This is a genomic window from Polyangiaceae bacterium (assembly GCA_020633235.1).
GTDB lineage: Bacteria > Myxococcota_A > Polyangia > Polyangiales > Polyangiaceae > JACKEA01.
In genome coordinates, this window is the sequence record JACKEA010000002.1 from 872611 (window position 1) to 888973 (window position 16363).

Genomic DNA, 16363 nt, shown 5'->3' on the forward strand with positions numbered 1-16363 from the left:
CGCGCCGAGCCCACCCGAGGCATCAACCCCCGGACAAGAGCTGGCGGAGCACGAACTGCAAGATGCCGCCGTGGCGATAGTAGTCGAGCTCCACGGCGGTATCGATGCGGGCGACCACCTCGAACCTCTTCTCGCCACCGGCCCCCTTGGCCACCACCGAGAGCTTCTTGCCGGGCGCGAGCGAGCCGGCGATGCCGGTGATGGAGTAGGTCTCCTCACCAGTGAGACCCAGGCTTTCCTTGCTCTGCCCGTCGAGGAACTGCAGCGGCAAGACGCCCATGCCGATCAGATTGGAGCGGTGGATACGCTCGTAGGACTCGGCGATCACCGCGCGGATGCCCAGCATCCAGGTGCCCTTCGCGGCCCAGTCGCGGGACGAACCGGAGCCGTACTCCTTGCCGGCGATCACCAGCAACGGCACGTTCTCCTCCTGGTACTTCATGGCGGCGTCGTAGATGCTGGTCACCTCGCCGTCGGGGAGGTGCCGCGTGAAGCCGCCCTCGGTGCCCGGCGCCAGCTGATTCCGCAGCCGGACGTTGGCAAAGGTGCCACGCATCATCACTTCGTGATTGCCGCGGCGGGAGCCGTAGGAGTTGAAATCGTGGGGTGCCACGCCGTGCTCTTGCAGATACTTCGCCGCCGGTGAGTCCTTCGCGATGCTGCCCGCCGGCGAGATGTGGTCGGTGGTCACGGAGTCGCCCAATAGGGCCAACACTCGCGCGTCGACCACGTCCGACGGCGCCGAGGGTTCCTTGGGCATGTTCTCGAAGAAGGTGGGCTTGCGGACGTAGGTGCTGTCCGGATCCCAGGCGAAACGGCTGCCCTCGGGCACCGGAAGAGCCCGCCATTTCTCGTCGCCGGAGAACACCTCGGCGTATTCCTTCTGGTACATGGCGCTGGTCACGTTCTTGGTGACCACGTCCGCGACGTCCTTGGGCGACGGCCAGATGTCCTTCAAGAAGACGTCCTTGCCGTCCGAGCCCTTGCCCAGAGGCTCCTTGTCCAGGTCGATGTCCATGCGGCCGGCAAGCGCGTAGGCTACGACCAGCGGCGGGCTCGCCAGGTAGTTGGCCCGCACGTCGGAGTGAATGCGGCCTTCGAAGTTGCGGTTGCCGCTGAGCACGCTGACCGCCACCAGATCGCCTTCCCGGATGGCGTTGCCGATCGAGTCCGGCAGCGGACCGCTGTTGCCGATACAGGTGGTGCAGCCGTAGCCCACCACGTTGAAGTGCAGCGCTTCCAGCTCGGGCAAGAGCCCGCTCTGCTTCAGGTACTCCGTCACCACCTTGGAGCCCGGCGCCAGGCTGGTCTTCACCCAGGGCTTGACCGTGAGGCCCTTGGCGCGAGCGTTCTTGGCCAAGAGCCCCGCCCCCAGCATCACGTAGGGGTTGGAGGTATTGGTGCAGGAGGTGATGGCGGCGATCACGACGGAGCCGTGCGCGAGATCGAAGCTCTCGCCGCCGAGCTCGGTCGCCACCTTGCGGCTGCGATCGCTACCCTTCTTGGACTGCGCCAGGAGCTCCGCGAGGGCCTTCTCGAAGGCCGCCTTCGACTCGCTCAGCACCACTTTGTCCTGGGGCCGCTTGGGGCCTGCCAGGGTGGGCACGACGGTCGCGAGATCGAGCTCGAGGGTGTCGGTGAACACGGGATCCGGCGTGTCCGTGCTGCGGAACAGGCCCTGCGCCTTGGCGTAGGCCTCGATCAGCTTCGCCCGCTCCTCGCCGCGGCCGGTCAGGCGCACGTAGCGCAGGGTCTCGGCGTCGATGGGGAAGATGCCGCAGGTGGACCCGAACTCCGGGCTCATGTTGCCGATGGTGGCGCGGTCCGCCAGCGGCAGACTGTCCAGCCCCTCACCGTAGAACTCGACGAACTTCCCGACCACGCCCTTGTCGCGCAGCATGCGGGTGATGGTGAGCACCAAGTCCGTTGCCGTCGCCCCCTGGGGCAGCGTGCCGTGAAGGCGGAAGCCGATCACCTGAGGGATGAGCATGTTGATGGGCTGCCCCAGCATCGCCGCTTCTGCTTCGATGCCCCCCACGCCCCAGCCCAGCACGCCGATGCCGTTGATCATCGTGGTGTGGCTGTCGGTGCCCACCAGCGAGTCCGGGTAGGCCATGCCGTCGGCGTCGAACACCACGCGCGCCAAGTACTCCAGGTTGACCTGGTGCACGATGCCCGTGGCGGGCGGCACCGCCTTGAAGTTCTGGAACGCTCCCTGCGCCCAACGAAGAAGCGCATAGCGCTCCTTGTTGCGCTCGTACTCCCGCTCGGAGTTCTTGAGCAGCGCGTCGACGCTCCCGTAGTAGTCCACCTGCACCGAGTGATCGATGACCAGCTCGGAGGGGAACAGCGGGTTGATCTTGTCGGGGTTTCCGCCCATGTCGGCCATGGCGTCGCGCATGGCCGCCAGGTCCACCACCGCCGGCACGCCGGTGAAGTCCTGGAGCACGACCCGCGCCGGGTGAAATGCAATCTCCGTGTCCGGCTTGGCCTTCGCCTGCCAGCCGGCCAGCGCCTCGATGTCGCTCTTGGTGACCGCCTTGCCGTCCTCGTTGCGCAGCAGGTTCTCCAGCAGAATGCGCAGGGAATAGGGCAAGCGAGAGACGTCCTTACCGCTGGCTTTCGCGAACTTTTCCAGGCTGAAGTAGCTGAGTTTCTTTCCGTCGACTTCGAGCGTGCTCTTGGTGGAGAAGGAGTCGCGAGAGCGATCGGCCATGGGATCCCTCGATAAAGGTGTTTGAGGTGGGTTTGCTCGGGCGATAGGCCGCGAGCTGGGCTCCGAAGTACCAAAGCAAAGGGCCGTTCGCAACGCCCGGCCTTGCGGTTCTCGTTGTCCCACCCGGCGCCTTTCGGGCACCATGCGGCTGCCATGCGATTCGCGCTCTCGGTTCCGGCGGCCGTGATGGTCTCGCTGGCGCTCGCCTCAGCCTGTGACAAGTCCGATCCGAAGGCCGGGAAGCCCGAGGCCGCCGCGCCCAAGGAAACGGCCGAGGTCAAGGCCGGCCGGACCACCTTCGAGCAAAAATGCGTCGCCTGCCACACCATCGGCCAGGGCGACCGCACGGGTCCCGACCTCCGGGGCGTGACCCACCGACGCACGACCAAGTGGCTGGAGAGCTGGCTCCGGGATCCGGTCAGCATGGGCGAGTCGGATCACGTGGGCAAGGAGCTGTCCGCCAAGTTCGGCAACGTGATCATGCCCAACTTCGGTCTCAGCGATCCGCAGATCCGAGAGCTGGTGGCGTTCTTGGACTACGCCAGCGCGACCGGCGGATATCAGCCGCCGAAGGAGCCGCCGCGCACCCTGACGGGCGCTGACTTCGACAAAGCCAAGTCGATCTATTTCGATCGATGTGCGGGTTGTCACGGAGCGACGCGCCAGGGCGCCACGGGACCGAAGCTCACGCCCGATCGCACGCGCGAGCTCGGCAGCGTGATCCTGCGCGCGACGTTGAACCACGGACGCCCGGGTGGCATGCCCGCGTGGGGCGAGCTCGGCATCTTGTCCACGACGGAGGTGGACCTGCTGGCGCAGTACCTGCAAATGCCGCCACCCGCGCCGCCGGCGTTGCCGCTCGAGGAAATCGCGAAATCCCACGTCCTGAAAGTGCCGCTTCCGCGGCGGGCCAACACCCCCTCTCACAGGAAGAACTGGAAGAACTTCTTCGCGGTGGTGATGCGAGATCAGGGCGAGGTCGCCATCATCGACGGTGACACCAAGGAGAAGCTGACGCTGATTCAAGCGGGCTTCACGGTGGATACGCTCGCGGCCTCTGCCTCCGGGCGCTACCTCTACGCGCTGGGGCGCGACGGCCGCATCACGCTGGTGGATCTGTGGACGGATCCTCCCTCGGTGGCGGCGCAAGCGCGGGGCTGCTTTGACGCCCGGAGCATCGCTCCGAGCCGAGCCAAGGGCTTCGGCGACAAGCTCCTCGTCGAGGGCTGCTACTGGCCGCCGCAGTACGTGGTGTTCGATGGCGCCACTTTGGAAGCGAAGTACGTGGGCAGCGTGCTGCCCGAGGGCGGCAAGGTCGATCAGGTCCGCGTCGGCTCGGTGGTGGCGCCGGGGAGTGACCCGATCTGGGCCATGACGCTGATGGAGTCCGGCAAGGTCGGGGTGGTGGACTACAAGCAGAAGGACTTTCCGCTGGTCGCGTCCATCGACGCCGCCCCGGGCATTTTGGATGGGGGGCTGGATCACAGCGGCCGGTATTTCATCGCACCCGCCCCCGCCAAGAACGAGCTGGTGGTGGTGGACCTGAAAGAGCACACGCGGGTGACGACCGTCAGCACCGGTGCGGTGCCGCACCCGGGCACCGGCGCCAACTGGGAGGACCCGAAAGCCGGCTGGGTGAACGCGACGCCGCACATCGCGGACGCCAAGCTGTTGGTGTACGGCGCGGATCCCGAGAAGCAGCCGGCCAAGGCCTGGAAGCCCGTGTACGAGGTCAGCGGCGTGGCCGCCGGCGGGCTCGACGTTCGCACTCACCCGGCCTCCCCCTGGGTGTGGGTGGATTCGCCCGCTAACCGCAAGGCAGAGCTGACGCGGCAGGTGTGCGTGATCAGCAAGAAGAGCGGCAAGGTCGAGAAGTGCTGGAAGCCCCGAGAAAGCGGCCGCGTGCTGGACTTCGCCTACAGCGCCGACGGCAAGGAGGTCTGGGTCTCCGGCTGGGACAAGCCAGGCTCCATCATCGTGTACGACGACGCGACGCTGAAAGAGGTCCAGCGCATCGAGGGCGACTGGGTGGTGACGCCCACCACCAAGATCAACGTGAGCAACGCCGCCAGCGGCAACTACTGAACCACCTGGGATCGATCATGCGTGGTTCTCGCGCGGCAGTCCGCCGCCGCCACGCTGATTAGACTCCAAGGCATGCCCAAGCCGCCGAGGAAGCCGGAAGCCTTCATCGGGTCGCACCCGCTCCGACCCGAGAGTCTGATGACGAGCTACGGCTACAAGCCGGCGCTCAGCGAGGGCGCGCTCAAGTGCCCCATCTTTCAGACCTCCACCTTCGTGTTCAAGAGCGCGGAGGAGGGCAAGGCCTTCTTCGAGCTGGCGTACGGCCTGCGCGCGCCGCGCCCCACGGAGAGCCTGGGGCTCATCTACTCGCGCTTGAACAATCCGGATCTCGAAATCCTGGAAGATCGCCTCACGCTGTGGGACGACGCCGAAGCGTGCGCCGTGTTCGAATCCGGCATGGCGGCGATCAGCACTGCGCTCTTGGCGCTGTGCATTCCCGGGGACGTCGTCCTACACAGCGAGCCGCTATACGGCGGCACCGACTACCTGCTCAAGCACGTGCTCACGCGCTTCGGGATCGAGCCGGTGGGCTTCGTGGCCGGCGCCTCCCCCGACGAGATCGAGCAGAAGCTCGTGGCCTCGGGCAAGGCGGACCGCCTGCGGGCCATTTTCATCGAGACGCCGGCGAACCCCACCAACGCGTTGGTGGACATCGCGGCGTGCAAGGCCATCGCCCAGCGCCATGGAAACGCCGAGCGCCGCGCACTGGTGGCCGTGGACAACACGTTCTTGGGACCGCTGTGGCAGCACCCGCTCAAGCACGGCGCCGACCTGGTGCTGTATTCCGCCACCAAGTACATCGGCGGCCACAGCGACGTGATCGCCGGCGTGTGCCTGGGTCCCGCGGATCTGATGCAAGAGGTGCGCGCCATGCGCACGTTCCTGGGCACCATGTGTGGACCGTGGACGGGCTGGCTCCTGCTTCGCAGCCTGGAAACGCTGAAGTTGCGCATGACCAGCGAGATGAAGAACGCGCGCTACGTCGCGGACTATCTCGCCGATCACCCGAAGGTGGAGCGCGTGCATTACCTCGGGCACCTGTCGGAAGACGATCCGGATCATGCCTTGTATCGCCGCCAGTGCCTGGCTCCGGGAGGCATGGTCAGCTTCGAGCTGTGCGGTGGAGAAGCAGAAGCGTTTCGCTTCTTGAACGCGCTCCAGCTGTTTCACCTGGCGGTGAGCCTGGGCGGAACGGAATCCCTGGCCGAGCACCCGGCGAGCATGACTCACTCCGACATTCCGCCGGACGAGCGCGCGCGCATGGGCATCACTGAATCCATGGTGCGCTTGAGCATCGGCGTGGAACATCCGGACGATCTCATCGCCGACATTTCCCAAGCTCTCGACGCCGTTTGATTTTGTCGCTGCGGCGCGGAAACGGCGCGACCGCTCAGCGCGCCGCGCGGCGCCCCGCGACGATGCCGGCGCGGGCCGCCTCCAGCGCGGTGCGCGGACGATCCGCAACGGCGTCCCCGGCGACGAACAGCTTGTCGTGGCCAAGAGCGGCGACGCCATCGGAAGTGGCGACGCCGACATTTTCGAGCGCGGCCAGCCCGACGGCGGTGAAGTCCACGCCATGGAGCGTGGAGACGCGCTCCACGCTCTCTCCCGCGAGCTCGAGAAAGAGCTCGGCGTCCACGCTCGGGTGAAAGCACGCGCCGCCGGGATGCTCCGGGCGCGCCGCGTCCAGACGAATGCCACCGACGGCGATGCCACCGGTCGCGAGCACCACCGCGTCCGCCGGCAGGGAAGTGCCGCCGTGACTCACGACCAAGCCATCCGCGCTGCGGGTGATCTTGCCGACCCGCGCACCTGTGACGTCCACGCCGAGCTCGCCGAGGAGCCGGTCCCGGGCCGCTTCGAAGCGCGCACCGGCCGCGCCGCCGGGCTCCGAAGTGGTCTCGCCAACGGGCACTCCGAGGCGCTCCCGCAGGCGCTCCGCCGCGCCCGCCTCGGTCCCGAGCCAGGGGCCGAGGAGCCAGCCGGCGTGCTCCCCGCGGTGCTGGGCGAGGCGCTCCGCGAGGGCGTCCATGCGCGCGGGATCGTCGAACTGGTGGGCGAGATCCCAGTCGCCGTAGTCCAGCTCCGCAGCCGTGAGCGCGTCGCTCACCTCCACGGCCACGAAGTGCGTGTTGGTGTCAAGAGCCCAGTCGCTCTCGCTGGCGGCGAGGGCCAAAAGGCGGGCATCGAAGCGCCGCGTGGGGACGTCGAGCACCGCCACGGACTTGCCGGCCAGGGGTGTGACGTCGAGCAGCGCCGTGTCGCTACCCCGCGCACCGCGCACGACGCCGTTTTGCGTCACCACCCGCTCGAAGTCCGAGCCCAGACGCCAGATGCCGAGCGCCGCCGCGAAGGACACGACGTGGCCGTCGATCTCGCGTTCGTGCGCCTGGTGCCAAGGCTCCGAGTCCAGCGCGCCACACTGCAGCGCGCTGGCGCCGGGTCGGTCGCGAAACAGATGCACGCTGGCGCCGGCGGTCGCAGCGGCCCAGGCCGCCGCGACGCCCGCGATGCCGCCGCCGATGACGACGACGTTCACTCCTCGGCTCCCACTTCCGCCGCCAGCACTGCGCGCGCCAGCGCTTCTTGTCGCGCTTGCTCGGGGCCCACCACGGAGAGCCGGCGTTTGACGGCGCCGTCGATGAACTCGAGGGCGGAGCGCTGGCCCTCCCGCGGCGACAGCCCCCGAGCGTCCGCCACCACGGCTCCGGCGCGCAGCGCGCAGCGCATGCCGCCGCAGGAGCCCAGGCCGAGGCGCGTGCGGCGCGACACATCGTCCACGCTGCGCGCCAGCTCGTGCTCCACCACGTAGCGGATTTCCGCCTCCGTCACCGGTTCGCACTCGCACACTACCCGCGCCTCGCGAGGGTTTCGTGCGATGCGCTCCACCACGCGCTCCGCCCGGCTACCGTGGCGGTACTCGAGGCGAACCGCGCTCATGGGGTCGAGCCGCGATCCGTTGCACAAGCTCAGCGGATCGATCACGCGATCCCCGCCCGGCAACGGCGACAGGTGCGTCCGCGTCTTTTGCGTGTTGCCCAGCCGCTTGGCCACGACGTCGCTCATCTCCTCGGAGAAGATGCGATAGCTCGCGAGCTTTCCGCCAATCATGGAGTAGAGCCCGTCGGAGCCATCGGCGGCGTGGTCGACGATCTCGTGCTCCCGAGACAGCTTGTCTTCGTTCACGCCCCAGCCCCACAGCGTGGGCCGAACGCCGCCCCAAGTACCGATGGCTCGGGCCTCCCGCACGGCGGGGAACACGCGCTCCACGGCCTGGGTGAGATAGCGGACCTCGTCGCCGGTCGCGATCACCTCGTCCAGATCGCCGTAGTAGTCGTCGTCCGTGGTGCCCAGCACGCTCATGTTCTGCCAGGGCAAGAGGAACACCTGGCGACCGTCGATGGCGGTGGCCACGATGGCGTAGTTGGTCAGACGCCGGTCGAGGAACACGTGAATGCCCTTGCCCGGGCGGATGCGCGCCGCCTTGGGGGACAGCCCCGCCAAGGTGGCCGTCACCGGAGACCACGCGCCGGTGGCGTTCACCACCACCTTGGCGCTGGTGGTCCCCGTGCGGCCGGTCTCCCGATCCCGCCAGCGCACGCCGCCCACGGTGCCGTCGCCGTTCTTGACGATGTCCGTGACGGTGGTGTGGACGAAGACCTCCGCGCCGTGCTCGATGGCGTCCACGGCGCTGCCGATGCAGAGCCGGGCGCCGTCGATGCCCCACTCGTCGAAGGACACGCCGCCCTCGGCGTCCGCCACCAGGCCGGGCTCGAGCTCCGTCAGATCTCCCGCACTCAGCCGCACGTGAGGCTTGCCGTGCTTGAGGGGCTGGTACTTGTCGTACAGATCGAAGAAGGCGTCGTATCCGTCCAGCGCCAACCGTGACCCGATCTTCGAACGGTAGATGGGCACCAGGAACGGAATGCGAAACAGGAGGTGGGGCGCGATGTGCTGGATGTGCCCCGAGTCCAGGCACGACGTGTAGGTCACGTCGGGGTCGTAGGTGAGGTAGCGGGGCCCACCGTGGATCATCCCGCTGGAGTTGCCGCTGGCACCGAAGGCAATGTCGTTGCGCTCGAACAGGGCGACCCGCAGGCCGCGCAAGGCGAGGTCCCGCGCGACCCCCGTGCCGTTCACGCCGCCGCCGATGACGACGACATCGACGTCGGGGCGTCCGGGGTCGGCCGAGAGTCCCATGGCGGCAACGGGCTTAGCAGGCTTTGAGGAAAATTGCCTCTGCTTCGCCGAGGATTTGGCCGGCCCGGACCGGGTTTCATACCCTCCGCCCATGTTGCGAGGCCTACGACTGCTGGGGGTCGTCGCGGTGCTCGCCGCGGCCAGCGCGCCGACCGCCCCCGCTCACGCCAAACCGAGCGCCGAGGAGCTGTCCAGCCGCCGCGGCCGGCCCACGGTGAAGCTCGACCGACTCGACTTCCCGACCGAGGTCGCCGGGGCCCGCTACTTCAAGAAACGTCTGCGTCGGATGCTGGAGAAGCACGTGCGGCGGGTGGAGTGGGGCGCCGGCCGAAACAACACCATCGAGTACCGCTTCGCGGTGACCACCCTGAAGCTCGAGAAGCACGACGACGTGCTCCGCGTCAGCTGCACGGCGGTGGGCCGGCTGCCCGGTGGCAAGTCCGCGAAGAGCCACATTTCCTTCGGTGGCGACCCGCGCAAGCGAAACCACGTGGTGGAGCACGTGCTCGAGATCGTGAGCCGCGGCGTCATCACCCGGCTGGCCGAGCTCGAGCGGGTCCGCCGGGGAGACCTGGACAAGAGCCGGGTCCGGGCGCCGCGGAACAACGAGGACTGACACGGCTCACTGGCCAGCGCGGGCCGGCTCTGCCAGGCTTGCGACATGGAGCTGCCGACCGGATCCCTGCAACGAGAGCTGATCGCGCGCTACGCCGACCTCATGGCTCGCCTGGGCGGCGAGCTCGGGGAACGCCCGCTGGTGCTGCCCACGGCGGAGTTCTTCCCGGACCGCTTCACGGGTGACGAAAAGAGCGCGAAGAAGCTGGTGCGCCGCATGCAGCGCCACGCAGGCATGGCCGACATCCCGATCAAGACGCGGATCCTCGGCGCCGAGCCCCAGGAGGAAGAAGGCGGCAGCTGCGGCACCGGCGGCTGTGGCAGCGGCGGCTGCGCCGTACCCGGCCCGACCTCCGACGCACGCGTGGTGGACGAAGGCGAGACCTGGTGGCTGCAGATCCCCGCCGCGGAGCTCGGCCATCCGGTGGTGCTCACCACCAACGTGGCGCGCTCCCTCGCCGCCATCTTCTTGTTCGAGACGCGAGCCGACGACGAGCCCCTGCCGGAGCCCGTGGAAGCCAGCATCGACATCGCCGGCGTGGGCTTGGGCTTCGGCGTGCTGTTGCTCGCCGGCTCCTACATCTACCAGAAGAGCTGCGGCGGCCCGTCGGTGGCGCAGGTCACCAAACTCTCCTGCCCCGAGCTCGCGGTGCTCACGGCGCTCTCCGCCGGCGTGCACGAGCAGTCGACCAAGGGCGTGGCAAAGGAGCTCGAAACGACGCAAGCCGCGCTGTTCAAGGAAGCGCGGGAGCTCGTGGCCTCGAACCCCAAGCTGTTGGAGCGCCTGCGAAGCGCTCCGGAGCGTGTTGCAGAGAACGGCGCCACGCTGGAAGAAGCCACGCCTTGGCTGCTCCGCACCTTGGGCCTGGGCAAGAAGAAGAAGATCTCCGACGCCGTGCCCGACGAGCTGTCCCTGGACGAGCTCGAGAGCGTGCTTTCGACCATGCCGGTGCAGCGCAAGAGCGCGCGACGCGACGCCTCCCAGGACGAGCTGTCCGCGATGGTCGCGGAGGCCTTGGAAGAGGCGCGCAGCGACGCCGAGTGACGACGCCCGCGCGACGTTACCGCGCCGCACCGACAACAGAAGACTGCCCATGAAGCAGAGTTTGTTGGTTCGGCGCGAACCCCGTCGGGCAGCGAACGTCAGAGGCCGGCTTCGTGGCGCTCTTCGGCGAAGATCTCGACCATGCTCATGTCGTAGAGCAGGTTCTCCGGAGAAGGCTCCGGCGGCTGCACGTCCGGCGGCAGCAGCTCGAGCTCCTGTACCGTGACGCCGTGCAGCCATGGCGAGAGGCGTTCGGCATCGATGCGAGGAACGACGCCGTCGCCGCGCCCGAGGATGAAGCCCCAGTCGCCAAAGGTGGGCACTGGCGCGTGGTACTCGCGGGTGGAAAGGCCCGCGGCGTTCATGCTGGCGCGAATGGCGTCGAAGGTGCGCGGTGAATAGAACGCGCTGGTGGCCTGTACGGCGGCCACTCCCCCGGGCGCGAGGTGGCGCGCGAGCAGCCGATAGAAGTGCACGCTGTAGCTCTTGGCGTCGAGGTAGTCGAGGGGGTCCGGCAGATCCACCACGATGACGTCGAAGCGCTCGTCGTTGTCCGAAAGCCACACGATGCCTTCGTTCTCGACGAAGCGCAGCTTGGGCGAAGCGAGGGCGCCTTCGGACAGCTCCCGGGTCCAGCGCAGGCGGCGAGCCAGGCGCGGCAAGGCGTCGTCCAGCAGCACCACGGTGATCTGACCCACGTCGTCGTGGCGCAACAGCTCACGCTCCGCCATGCCGCTGCCACCCCCGATGAGCAGCACGCGGTCGTGACGCTCGCTGGCGGCGAGCACCGGCTGCACCAGCGCCTCGAAATAGCGGCGTTGATCCACCATGCTCACTTTCAAGCGGCCGTCCACGAACAGCTCGAGGGCGTCTTGTCCGGAGGTGACCATCAGGCTCTGCCGTTCGCCCTGCTCGGCGTAGATCACGGTGTTGACGAAGGACGGCACCGAGCCCACCGGCACCCAGCGCTGGCTCGCTGCCAACAGCCCACCGCCCAGGAGCAGCGCGCTGGCCGCCGTCCAGCGCGTCGCTCGCGGCGCGGCGATCGGCTGGCCGTCCACGAAGGCGAACAGCGACGGACAGAAGCCCGAAAGGGCGGCGGTGGCCATGCCCAAGAGCGCACCCGCGCGCAGGGGACCCACGGTGGCCTCGGCGCTGGCAGCCGCGCCGAGCACCACGGCGATGCCCAGCAGACGAAACGGCGAGAGCAAGTACTCGAGCACACCGAGGCGAGCGACGGCGACGCCGAGGGCGGCGCGCGCGAGCTTCGCCGCATGCGTCACCAGCGCGGCGACGAGAAACGGGAGCGCGGTGGCCGGGAGCCACAGCGTGATGCCGCGACCGAAGGCGAAGAACCACGCCGCACCGGAGAGCGCGAGCACCGAAGCCGCGGCAGCGACGAGAAAGCCGAGGCGCGAGCGCGCGTCTTTGCCCGCGGGGAGCAGCAGCCCGGCGGCGGCACCCGCCAGCGCGGCGAGCGCCGCGACCCCGGTGCCCGGCGAGGTGCCGCTCACCAGGTACAGCTGAGGCTGTCGCACCACGACCTCGTTCACCTGCGCGACGGCGGCCGCGGCGCCCAGCACCACGAAGGCGGCGACGGGCAGCGCTACGCTGGCGGGCGCGGGGGCGCGCTCGACTTGGACGTAGCCCGGGGGCGGCTTGGGCTCACTTGCCGCCGGTGTAGATGCCGGATCCACCGCGGTACCCGCTCGAGCCGCCGCCACCGGCGCACGAGCCGCACGCACCGAGCATGCAGATGAGCAGGACCATCGCCACGATGATCAAGATGAGCCCGGTGGACGCGCAGCCGCTGGCGCCGCCCCCGGTGCCGCCGCCCGTCATCGCCCCGGCACTCTGCACCGGCAGACCGAAGGCGCCGGCGATCACGGCCCAGGGTATGGCGGCGGAGTGGCTCCAGCGCACTTCGCCTTCGCCCTCCTCCCGCGAGACGACGTCGTTGCCGTTCACGTAGTCCGAGACGTAGGTCTCTTCGCCGACCTCGCACTTCCAGTAGACCTCGCCGAGGACGTAGTCCACGCGAGCCATGTTGGTGTTCCGCTGGGAGAAGGAGCGCCCACCCCAGCGCACCTGGCTCGGCATGCTGGACAGATCCAGATCCGCCAGGTTCACCTCCGAGACCCAGCTCCAACCCGTCTCCGGATCCTTCACCAGCCAGCGGTAGCCCACGGGCTGGCTCCAGAGCAGGTACTCTTCCCAGGTGTAGCGCTCACCCTCGAAGTTGGAGCTTCGCCGCACGTAGGCGATGCACACGTACTCGATGCCTTCGAAGTTGCCGCGCGCCCCGATGGGGATGTCCGGCATCGTCATGGCGCGTTCTTGCTGCGCCACGACCTGCTGCAGCGCGATGTCGCTCACCGCGCCGCAGAAGGGGCAACCGACGCGCTCGGCGCGATCCCCCGCGAGCTTGGGGATGTCGCCGCCGCAGCTCGGACACTTGATGTTCTGGGTCTTGATCTTCTGTGCGCTGCGCGGGCCGAGCTCGGTGACCTGCATCTGCGGCTCGTCGAACACCCAGCCGACGAACACGCTGTAGCTGCCGCTGTTGTCGCCGTAGTCCAGCGTGGCGAACGCGTTGTTCTGTCCGTAGCAGTCCGCGTAGTAGCGGGTGAACCCGGGCGGGAAACGCTCTGGCAGCTCGCCCTCGGCGCTGACGATGGTGCCGCTCTTCACCTCCGCGACGCGGAAGTTCCCGCTCTGCCCGAGGGGCACGTCGAGCTCCGGGCGCAGCGAGCCGTAGGGTGGGATGCCGAGGCCCGGCATCTGCTGCGTCACGTACCAGTGGCCCTGGGCGTAGGCGAGCCAACCCCAAGCCTGGCCGTAGTCGAAGCCGACGTAGTACTCGTCCCAGGGGCCCTTGCCGTGATCCAGCTGCACCCGGCCCAGCACCTCGAAGGGCCGGCCCCCCAGGGTGCCCTGGTCGCCCACGGCGATCAGCGAGGGCGTCATCGCCAGGTCGGCGACCTTGCCCAGGTTCTCGAGACCCCGGTCCGAGCGCACCACGGTGGTTCTGCAGTATTCGCAGACCTTCGCGATCGACGAGCCGACACCGAATTCGATCGGTGCTCCGCAGCCCGGACAAGTCCCCTGTGCAACCGCCATGAAGAGTCGGGCGACTCTAACACAGAGTGTCGGCGCGCCTGCTACCCCCCTGCGGCACGTGGCAATCGCAGGCTCTGCTGGCGGCGGTCGCCAACGTCGCGTTCACCGCGTCGAAACCGCGCTTTCGGCGCGTCCGAGCGTCCGCGACGGGCATCGCGCCGAACCAACAATCAGCTGCGGCCGAACTTGAGGCTGACCCACGCCACGGACTTGAGGGCGTAGGCGGCGTTCACGGCGATGTAAGGGAAGAAGTAGAGCTCGATGTGGCCGGCGATGGCCGCGTACAAGATGTACGAAGGATAGTGGATCAGGAACTTGGCAACGCCTTCCGCCAGACCCACGGCACGGCGGAGCAGGCTCTGCTTCTTCCTCGCCGCGGCTCCCGCGGCGGGGGGCGGCCCCGCGATCTCGGGTCGTCGCTGAAAGGTGGTGATGGCAATGCCGGTGGACAGCACCACCAAGCCCCCCAGGCCGAGCAGCAAGTAGACGACCTGACCGTGCTCACGCCACAGGCGCACGGCCACGGCGGCGAGCAGGATGAAGGCCTTGATCTCGTCCATCAGGAAGTCGAGCAGATGGCCGCCCTGGGACTGCACGCCGCGGAGCCGCGCCAGCATGCCGTCGGCGCAGTCGAGCACGTAAGACAGCTCGAAGACGATGGCGCCGAGGAGCAGGCCCCAGTAGCCGGGAACCGCCACGAACATGGCCGCCGCGGCGCTGGCCACCCACAGCGCCGAGAGCGTGATCTGATTGGGCGTCACGCGGGTGTTTCTGACGGCCACCACCACCACGGCGGCGAGGGGACGGCATACGTACGTGTTCCAAAACAGGTCCGGTCGCTTGCGCGTCTGTTGGTAGACCTCGGCGATGGCGCCCATCGGCGCGCACGTTACACCAGTCCGCTCGCACCGGTTCCATCGATCGAAGTGCTACGATGCCGTCGCCATGAGCTCTGAGCGTTTCGGCCTGCCGTCCTCCAGCGCGACCCTCGTCGTCGCGCTGCTGTTCGGCGCCCTGCTCTTGGCGCGCTGCGGAAACGCGCCGCCACCCGTGGCGGCTCCATCGGTGGCGTCCGCGGCCCCTCGCCCAACGCCGACGCCCCCGAGCGAGCCCGCCGCGCCGGAGCCGAGCGCCGCGCCGGAGCCGAGCGCCGAGCCGCCACCGGAACCGAAACGCGCCGTGACGGTGGCGCTGATCGGCGACTCCCTCACCGACGAGAAGAACGGCAGTGGCCTGTATGTCCCCTACCTGCGCAAGAAGTGCCCGAAGAGCACCTTCGACAACTTCGGCAAGGGCGGCGACATGGTCAACCAGATGCACCGCCGCTTCCTGCGCGACGTGTATCCCGCCGGCGGCGCACCGGCGAAGCCCTACACCCACCTGGTGGTGTTCGGCGGCGTGAACGATCTGTACAGCGACCTCACGGCGGGGCGTACGCCCGCCAAGGTCGAGACGGATCTGTCGGCCATGTACGAGATCGCCAAGAAGCACGGCGCCAAGGTGGTCGCCATCACCGTGGCGCCCTGGGGCGGATTCAAGAAGTACTTCAACGAATCCCGCTCCCGCACCACCCATGAGCTCAACGACTGGATCCGCGCCCAGCCGGACGCCGGCGCCGTGGACTACGTGGTGGACGCCTACGCGCTGCTTTCTTGCGGCGATCCCGAGAAGCTGTGCCCCGACTACCAGCACGCCATCCACGATGGCCTGCACTTCGGCAAGGGCGGTCACGAAAAGCTGGGGCAGGCGCTCTACGAGCAGGTGTTCTCGAGCTGCTTGTAGCGGGGAAACACGCGACCGAACACGCGCTCGCACAGGTCCGCGCCCCGCACGAAGGCGATCGCCGCGAAGCCGTGGGCCAATACTGCCATCAGCGGCGGCACCTCGTGGGTGTAGTAGATCCAACACTGACGGCTGGTGCCCCAGTACTCGAGAAAGATGCCGAGCCCCGCACCCGCGGCGAAAACCGTGACGTCGCGACGGTGCTCGCGACCGAGCAGCGTGAGGGTGACCATCAGCAGCAGCACGGCCCGCGTCGACGTGACGTGCACGGTGGGCCACACGAACCACGCCATGCCCGCCACGAAGCCGGGGAGCACGAGCCAGTACAGCACCGTGAACACCCGCTCCGACAGGCGCCCACGGCGCCGCTCGATGACGGAGATGCCGTGATCGAGCATCAGCGCCATGCGCTCCGCCGTGAGGGCGGCGACGGGCCACGCCGGCAGGATCCACAGCGGAGGCCGCTCGTCGGTGAAATAGCGCCACACCTGGGAGGTGGTGCCCCACCACTCGATGAGCCCGCCGCCCGCCAGCCCGACTGCCAAGAGCAGGAGATCTCGTCGAGCAGACACGTTCCACGCGAGGAGCGCCGCCATGCCCACCCAGATCCCGGTGAGCAGCCAGTCCATGGTGCCGTTGGCGTCCAGCAGGTCGCTCCAGCGGTAGCCCACCACGCCGCCGGTCAAGACCAGCGCCCCGAGCGCCCACAGGCTGCGCCGGTCGTAGCGCTGCCAGACGTAGCTCCGAAGCTCCGCCGCTGCCGAGTGTGGATTTTCGCTCACCAGGCCGCCCAGCCTAAC

Annotated in this window: 12 protein-coding genes; 5 read left to right on the forward strand and 7 right to left on the reverse strand. The window is 68.5% G+C overall.

Annotated features, from left to right (window positions below):
• Window positions 1-22: 22 nt before the first annotated feature.
• Window positions 23-2716, reverse strand: coding sequence for an aconitate hydratase AcnA (gene acnA, locus H6717_14355; protein MCB9578203.1), 2694 nt, complete (start codon window positions 2714-2716; stop codon window positions 23-25).
• A 153-nt stretch (window positions 2717-2869) separates the two neighbouring features.
• On the opposite strand from acnA, the gene H6717_14360 reads away from it, so the two are divergent.
• A complete protein-coding gene (locus H6717_14360) occupies window positions 2870-4801 on the forward strand; it encodes a c-type cytochrome (GenBank protein MCB9578204.1) in 1932 nt (643 codons plus the stop codon).
• A 72-nt stretch (window positions 4802-4873) separates the two neighbouring features.
• Complete coding sequence (locus H6717_14365) at window positions 4874-6157, forward strand: cystathionine gamma-synthase family protein (GenBank protein MCB9578205.1); 1284 nt, start codon at window positions 4874-4876, stop codon at window positions 6155-6157.
• Between the two features lie 34 nt (window positions 6158-6191).
• Here the strand turns inward: H6717_14365 and H6717_14370 are convergent, their stop codons facing one another.
• On the reverse strand, window positions 6192-7340 hold the full coding sequence (locus H6717_14370; protein ID MCB9578206.1) for an FAD-dependent oxidoreductase: 1149 nt from the start codon (window positions 7338-7340) through the stop codon (window positions 6192-6194).
• Complete coding sequence (locus H6717_14375; protein MCB9578207.1) at window positions 7337-9001, reverse strand: glycerol-3-phosphate dehydrogenase/oxidase; 1665 nt, start codon at window positions 8999-9001, stop codon at window positions 7337-7339. The genes H6717_14370 and H6717_14375 overlap by 4 nt, the downstream gene beginning before the upstream one ends.
• A 91-nt stretch (window positions 9002-9092) precedes the next feature.
• Here H6717_14375 and H6717_14380 point away from each other — a divergent pair, with 91 nt between their 5' ends.
• Window positions 9093-9617, forward strand: coding sequence for a hypothetical protein (locus H6717_14380; GenBank protein ID MCB9578208.1), 525 nt, complete (start codon window positions 9093-9095; stop codon window positions 9615-9617).
• A gap of 45 nt (window positions 9618-9662) precedes the next feature.
• Window positions 9663-10661 carry a hypothetical protein gene (locus H6717_14385; GenBank protein ID MCB9578209.1) on the forward strand — a complete coding sequence of 333 codons (999 nt, stop codon included), beginning with the start codon at window positions 9663-9665 and terminating at the stop codon, window positions 10659-10661.
• Window positions 10662-10759: 98 nt separating this feature from the next.
• On the opposite strand, the gene H6717_14390 is transcribed toward H6717_14385, so the two are convergent.
• The 3 genes from H6717_14390 to H6717_14400 all read right to left on the reverse strand — a co-directional run bounded on the left by H6717_14390 (window position 10760) and on the right by H6717_14400 (window position 14659).
• Window positions 10760-12385: a hypothetical protein gene (locus H6717_14390; protein MCB9578210.1), complete on the reverse strand. Its 1626-nt coding sequence runs from the start codon at window positions 12383-12385 to the stop codon at window positions 10760-10762.
• Complete coding sequence (locus tag H6717_14395) at window positions 12327-13682, reverse strand: DUF4178 domain-containing protein (protein MCB9578211.1); 1356 nt, start codon at window positions 13680-13682, stop codon at window positions 12327-12329. Before H6717_14395 ends, H6717_14390 begins: the two co-directional genes overlap by 59 nt.
• A gap of 269 nt (window positions 13683-13951) precedes the next feature.
• Window positions 13952-14659 carry a CDP-alcohol phosphatidyltransferase family protein gene (locus tag H6717_14400; protein MCB9578212.1) on the reverse strand — a complete coding sequence of 236 codons (708 nt, stop codon included), beginning with the start codon at window positions 14657-14659 and terminating at the stop codon, window positions 13952-13954.
• Between the two features lie 67 nt (window positions 14660-14726).
• Here H6717_14400 and H6717_14405 point away from each other — a divergent pair, with 67 nt between their 5' ends.
• Complete coding sequence (locus H6717_14405; GenBank protein MCB9578213.1) at window positions 14727-15563, forward strand: SGNH/GDSL hydrolase family protein; 837 nt, start codon at window positions 14727-14729, stop codon at window positions 15561-15563.
• On the opposite strand, the gene H6717_14410 is transcribed toward H6717_14405, so the two are convergent.
• Window positions 15533-16345, reverse strand: a complete 813-nt coding sequence (locus H6717_14410) for a hypothetical protein (GenBank protein ID MCB9578214.1) — start codon at window positions 16343-16345, stop codon at window positions 15533-15535. The two genes, H6717_14405 and H6717_14410, sit on opposite strands and share 31 nt — an antisense overlap.
• Window positions 16346-16363 lie beyond the last annotated feature (18 nt).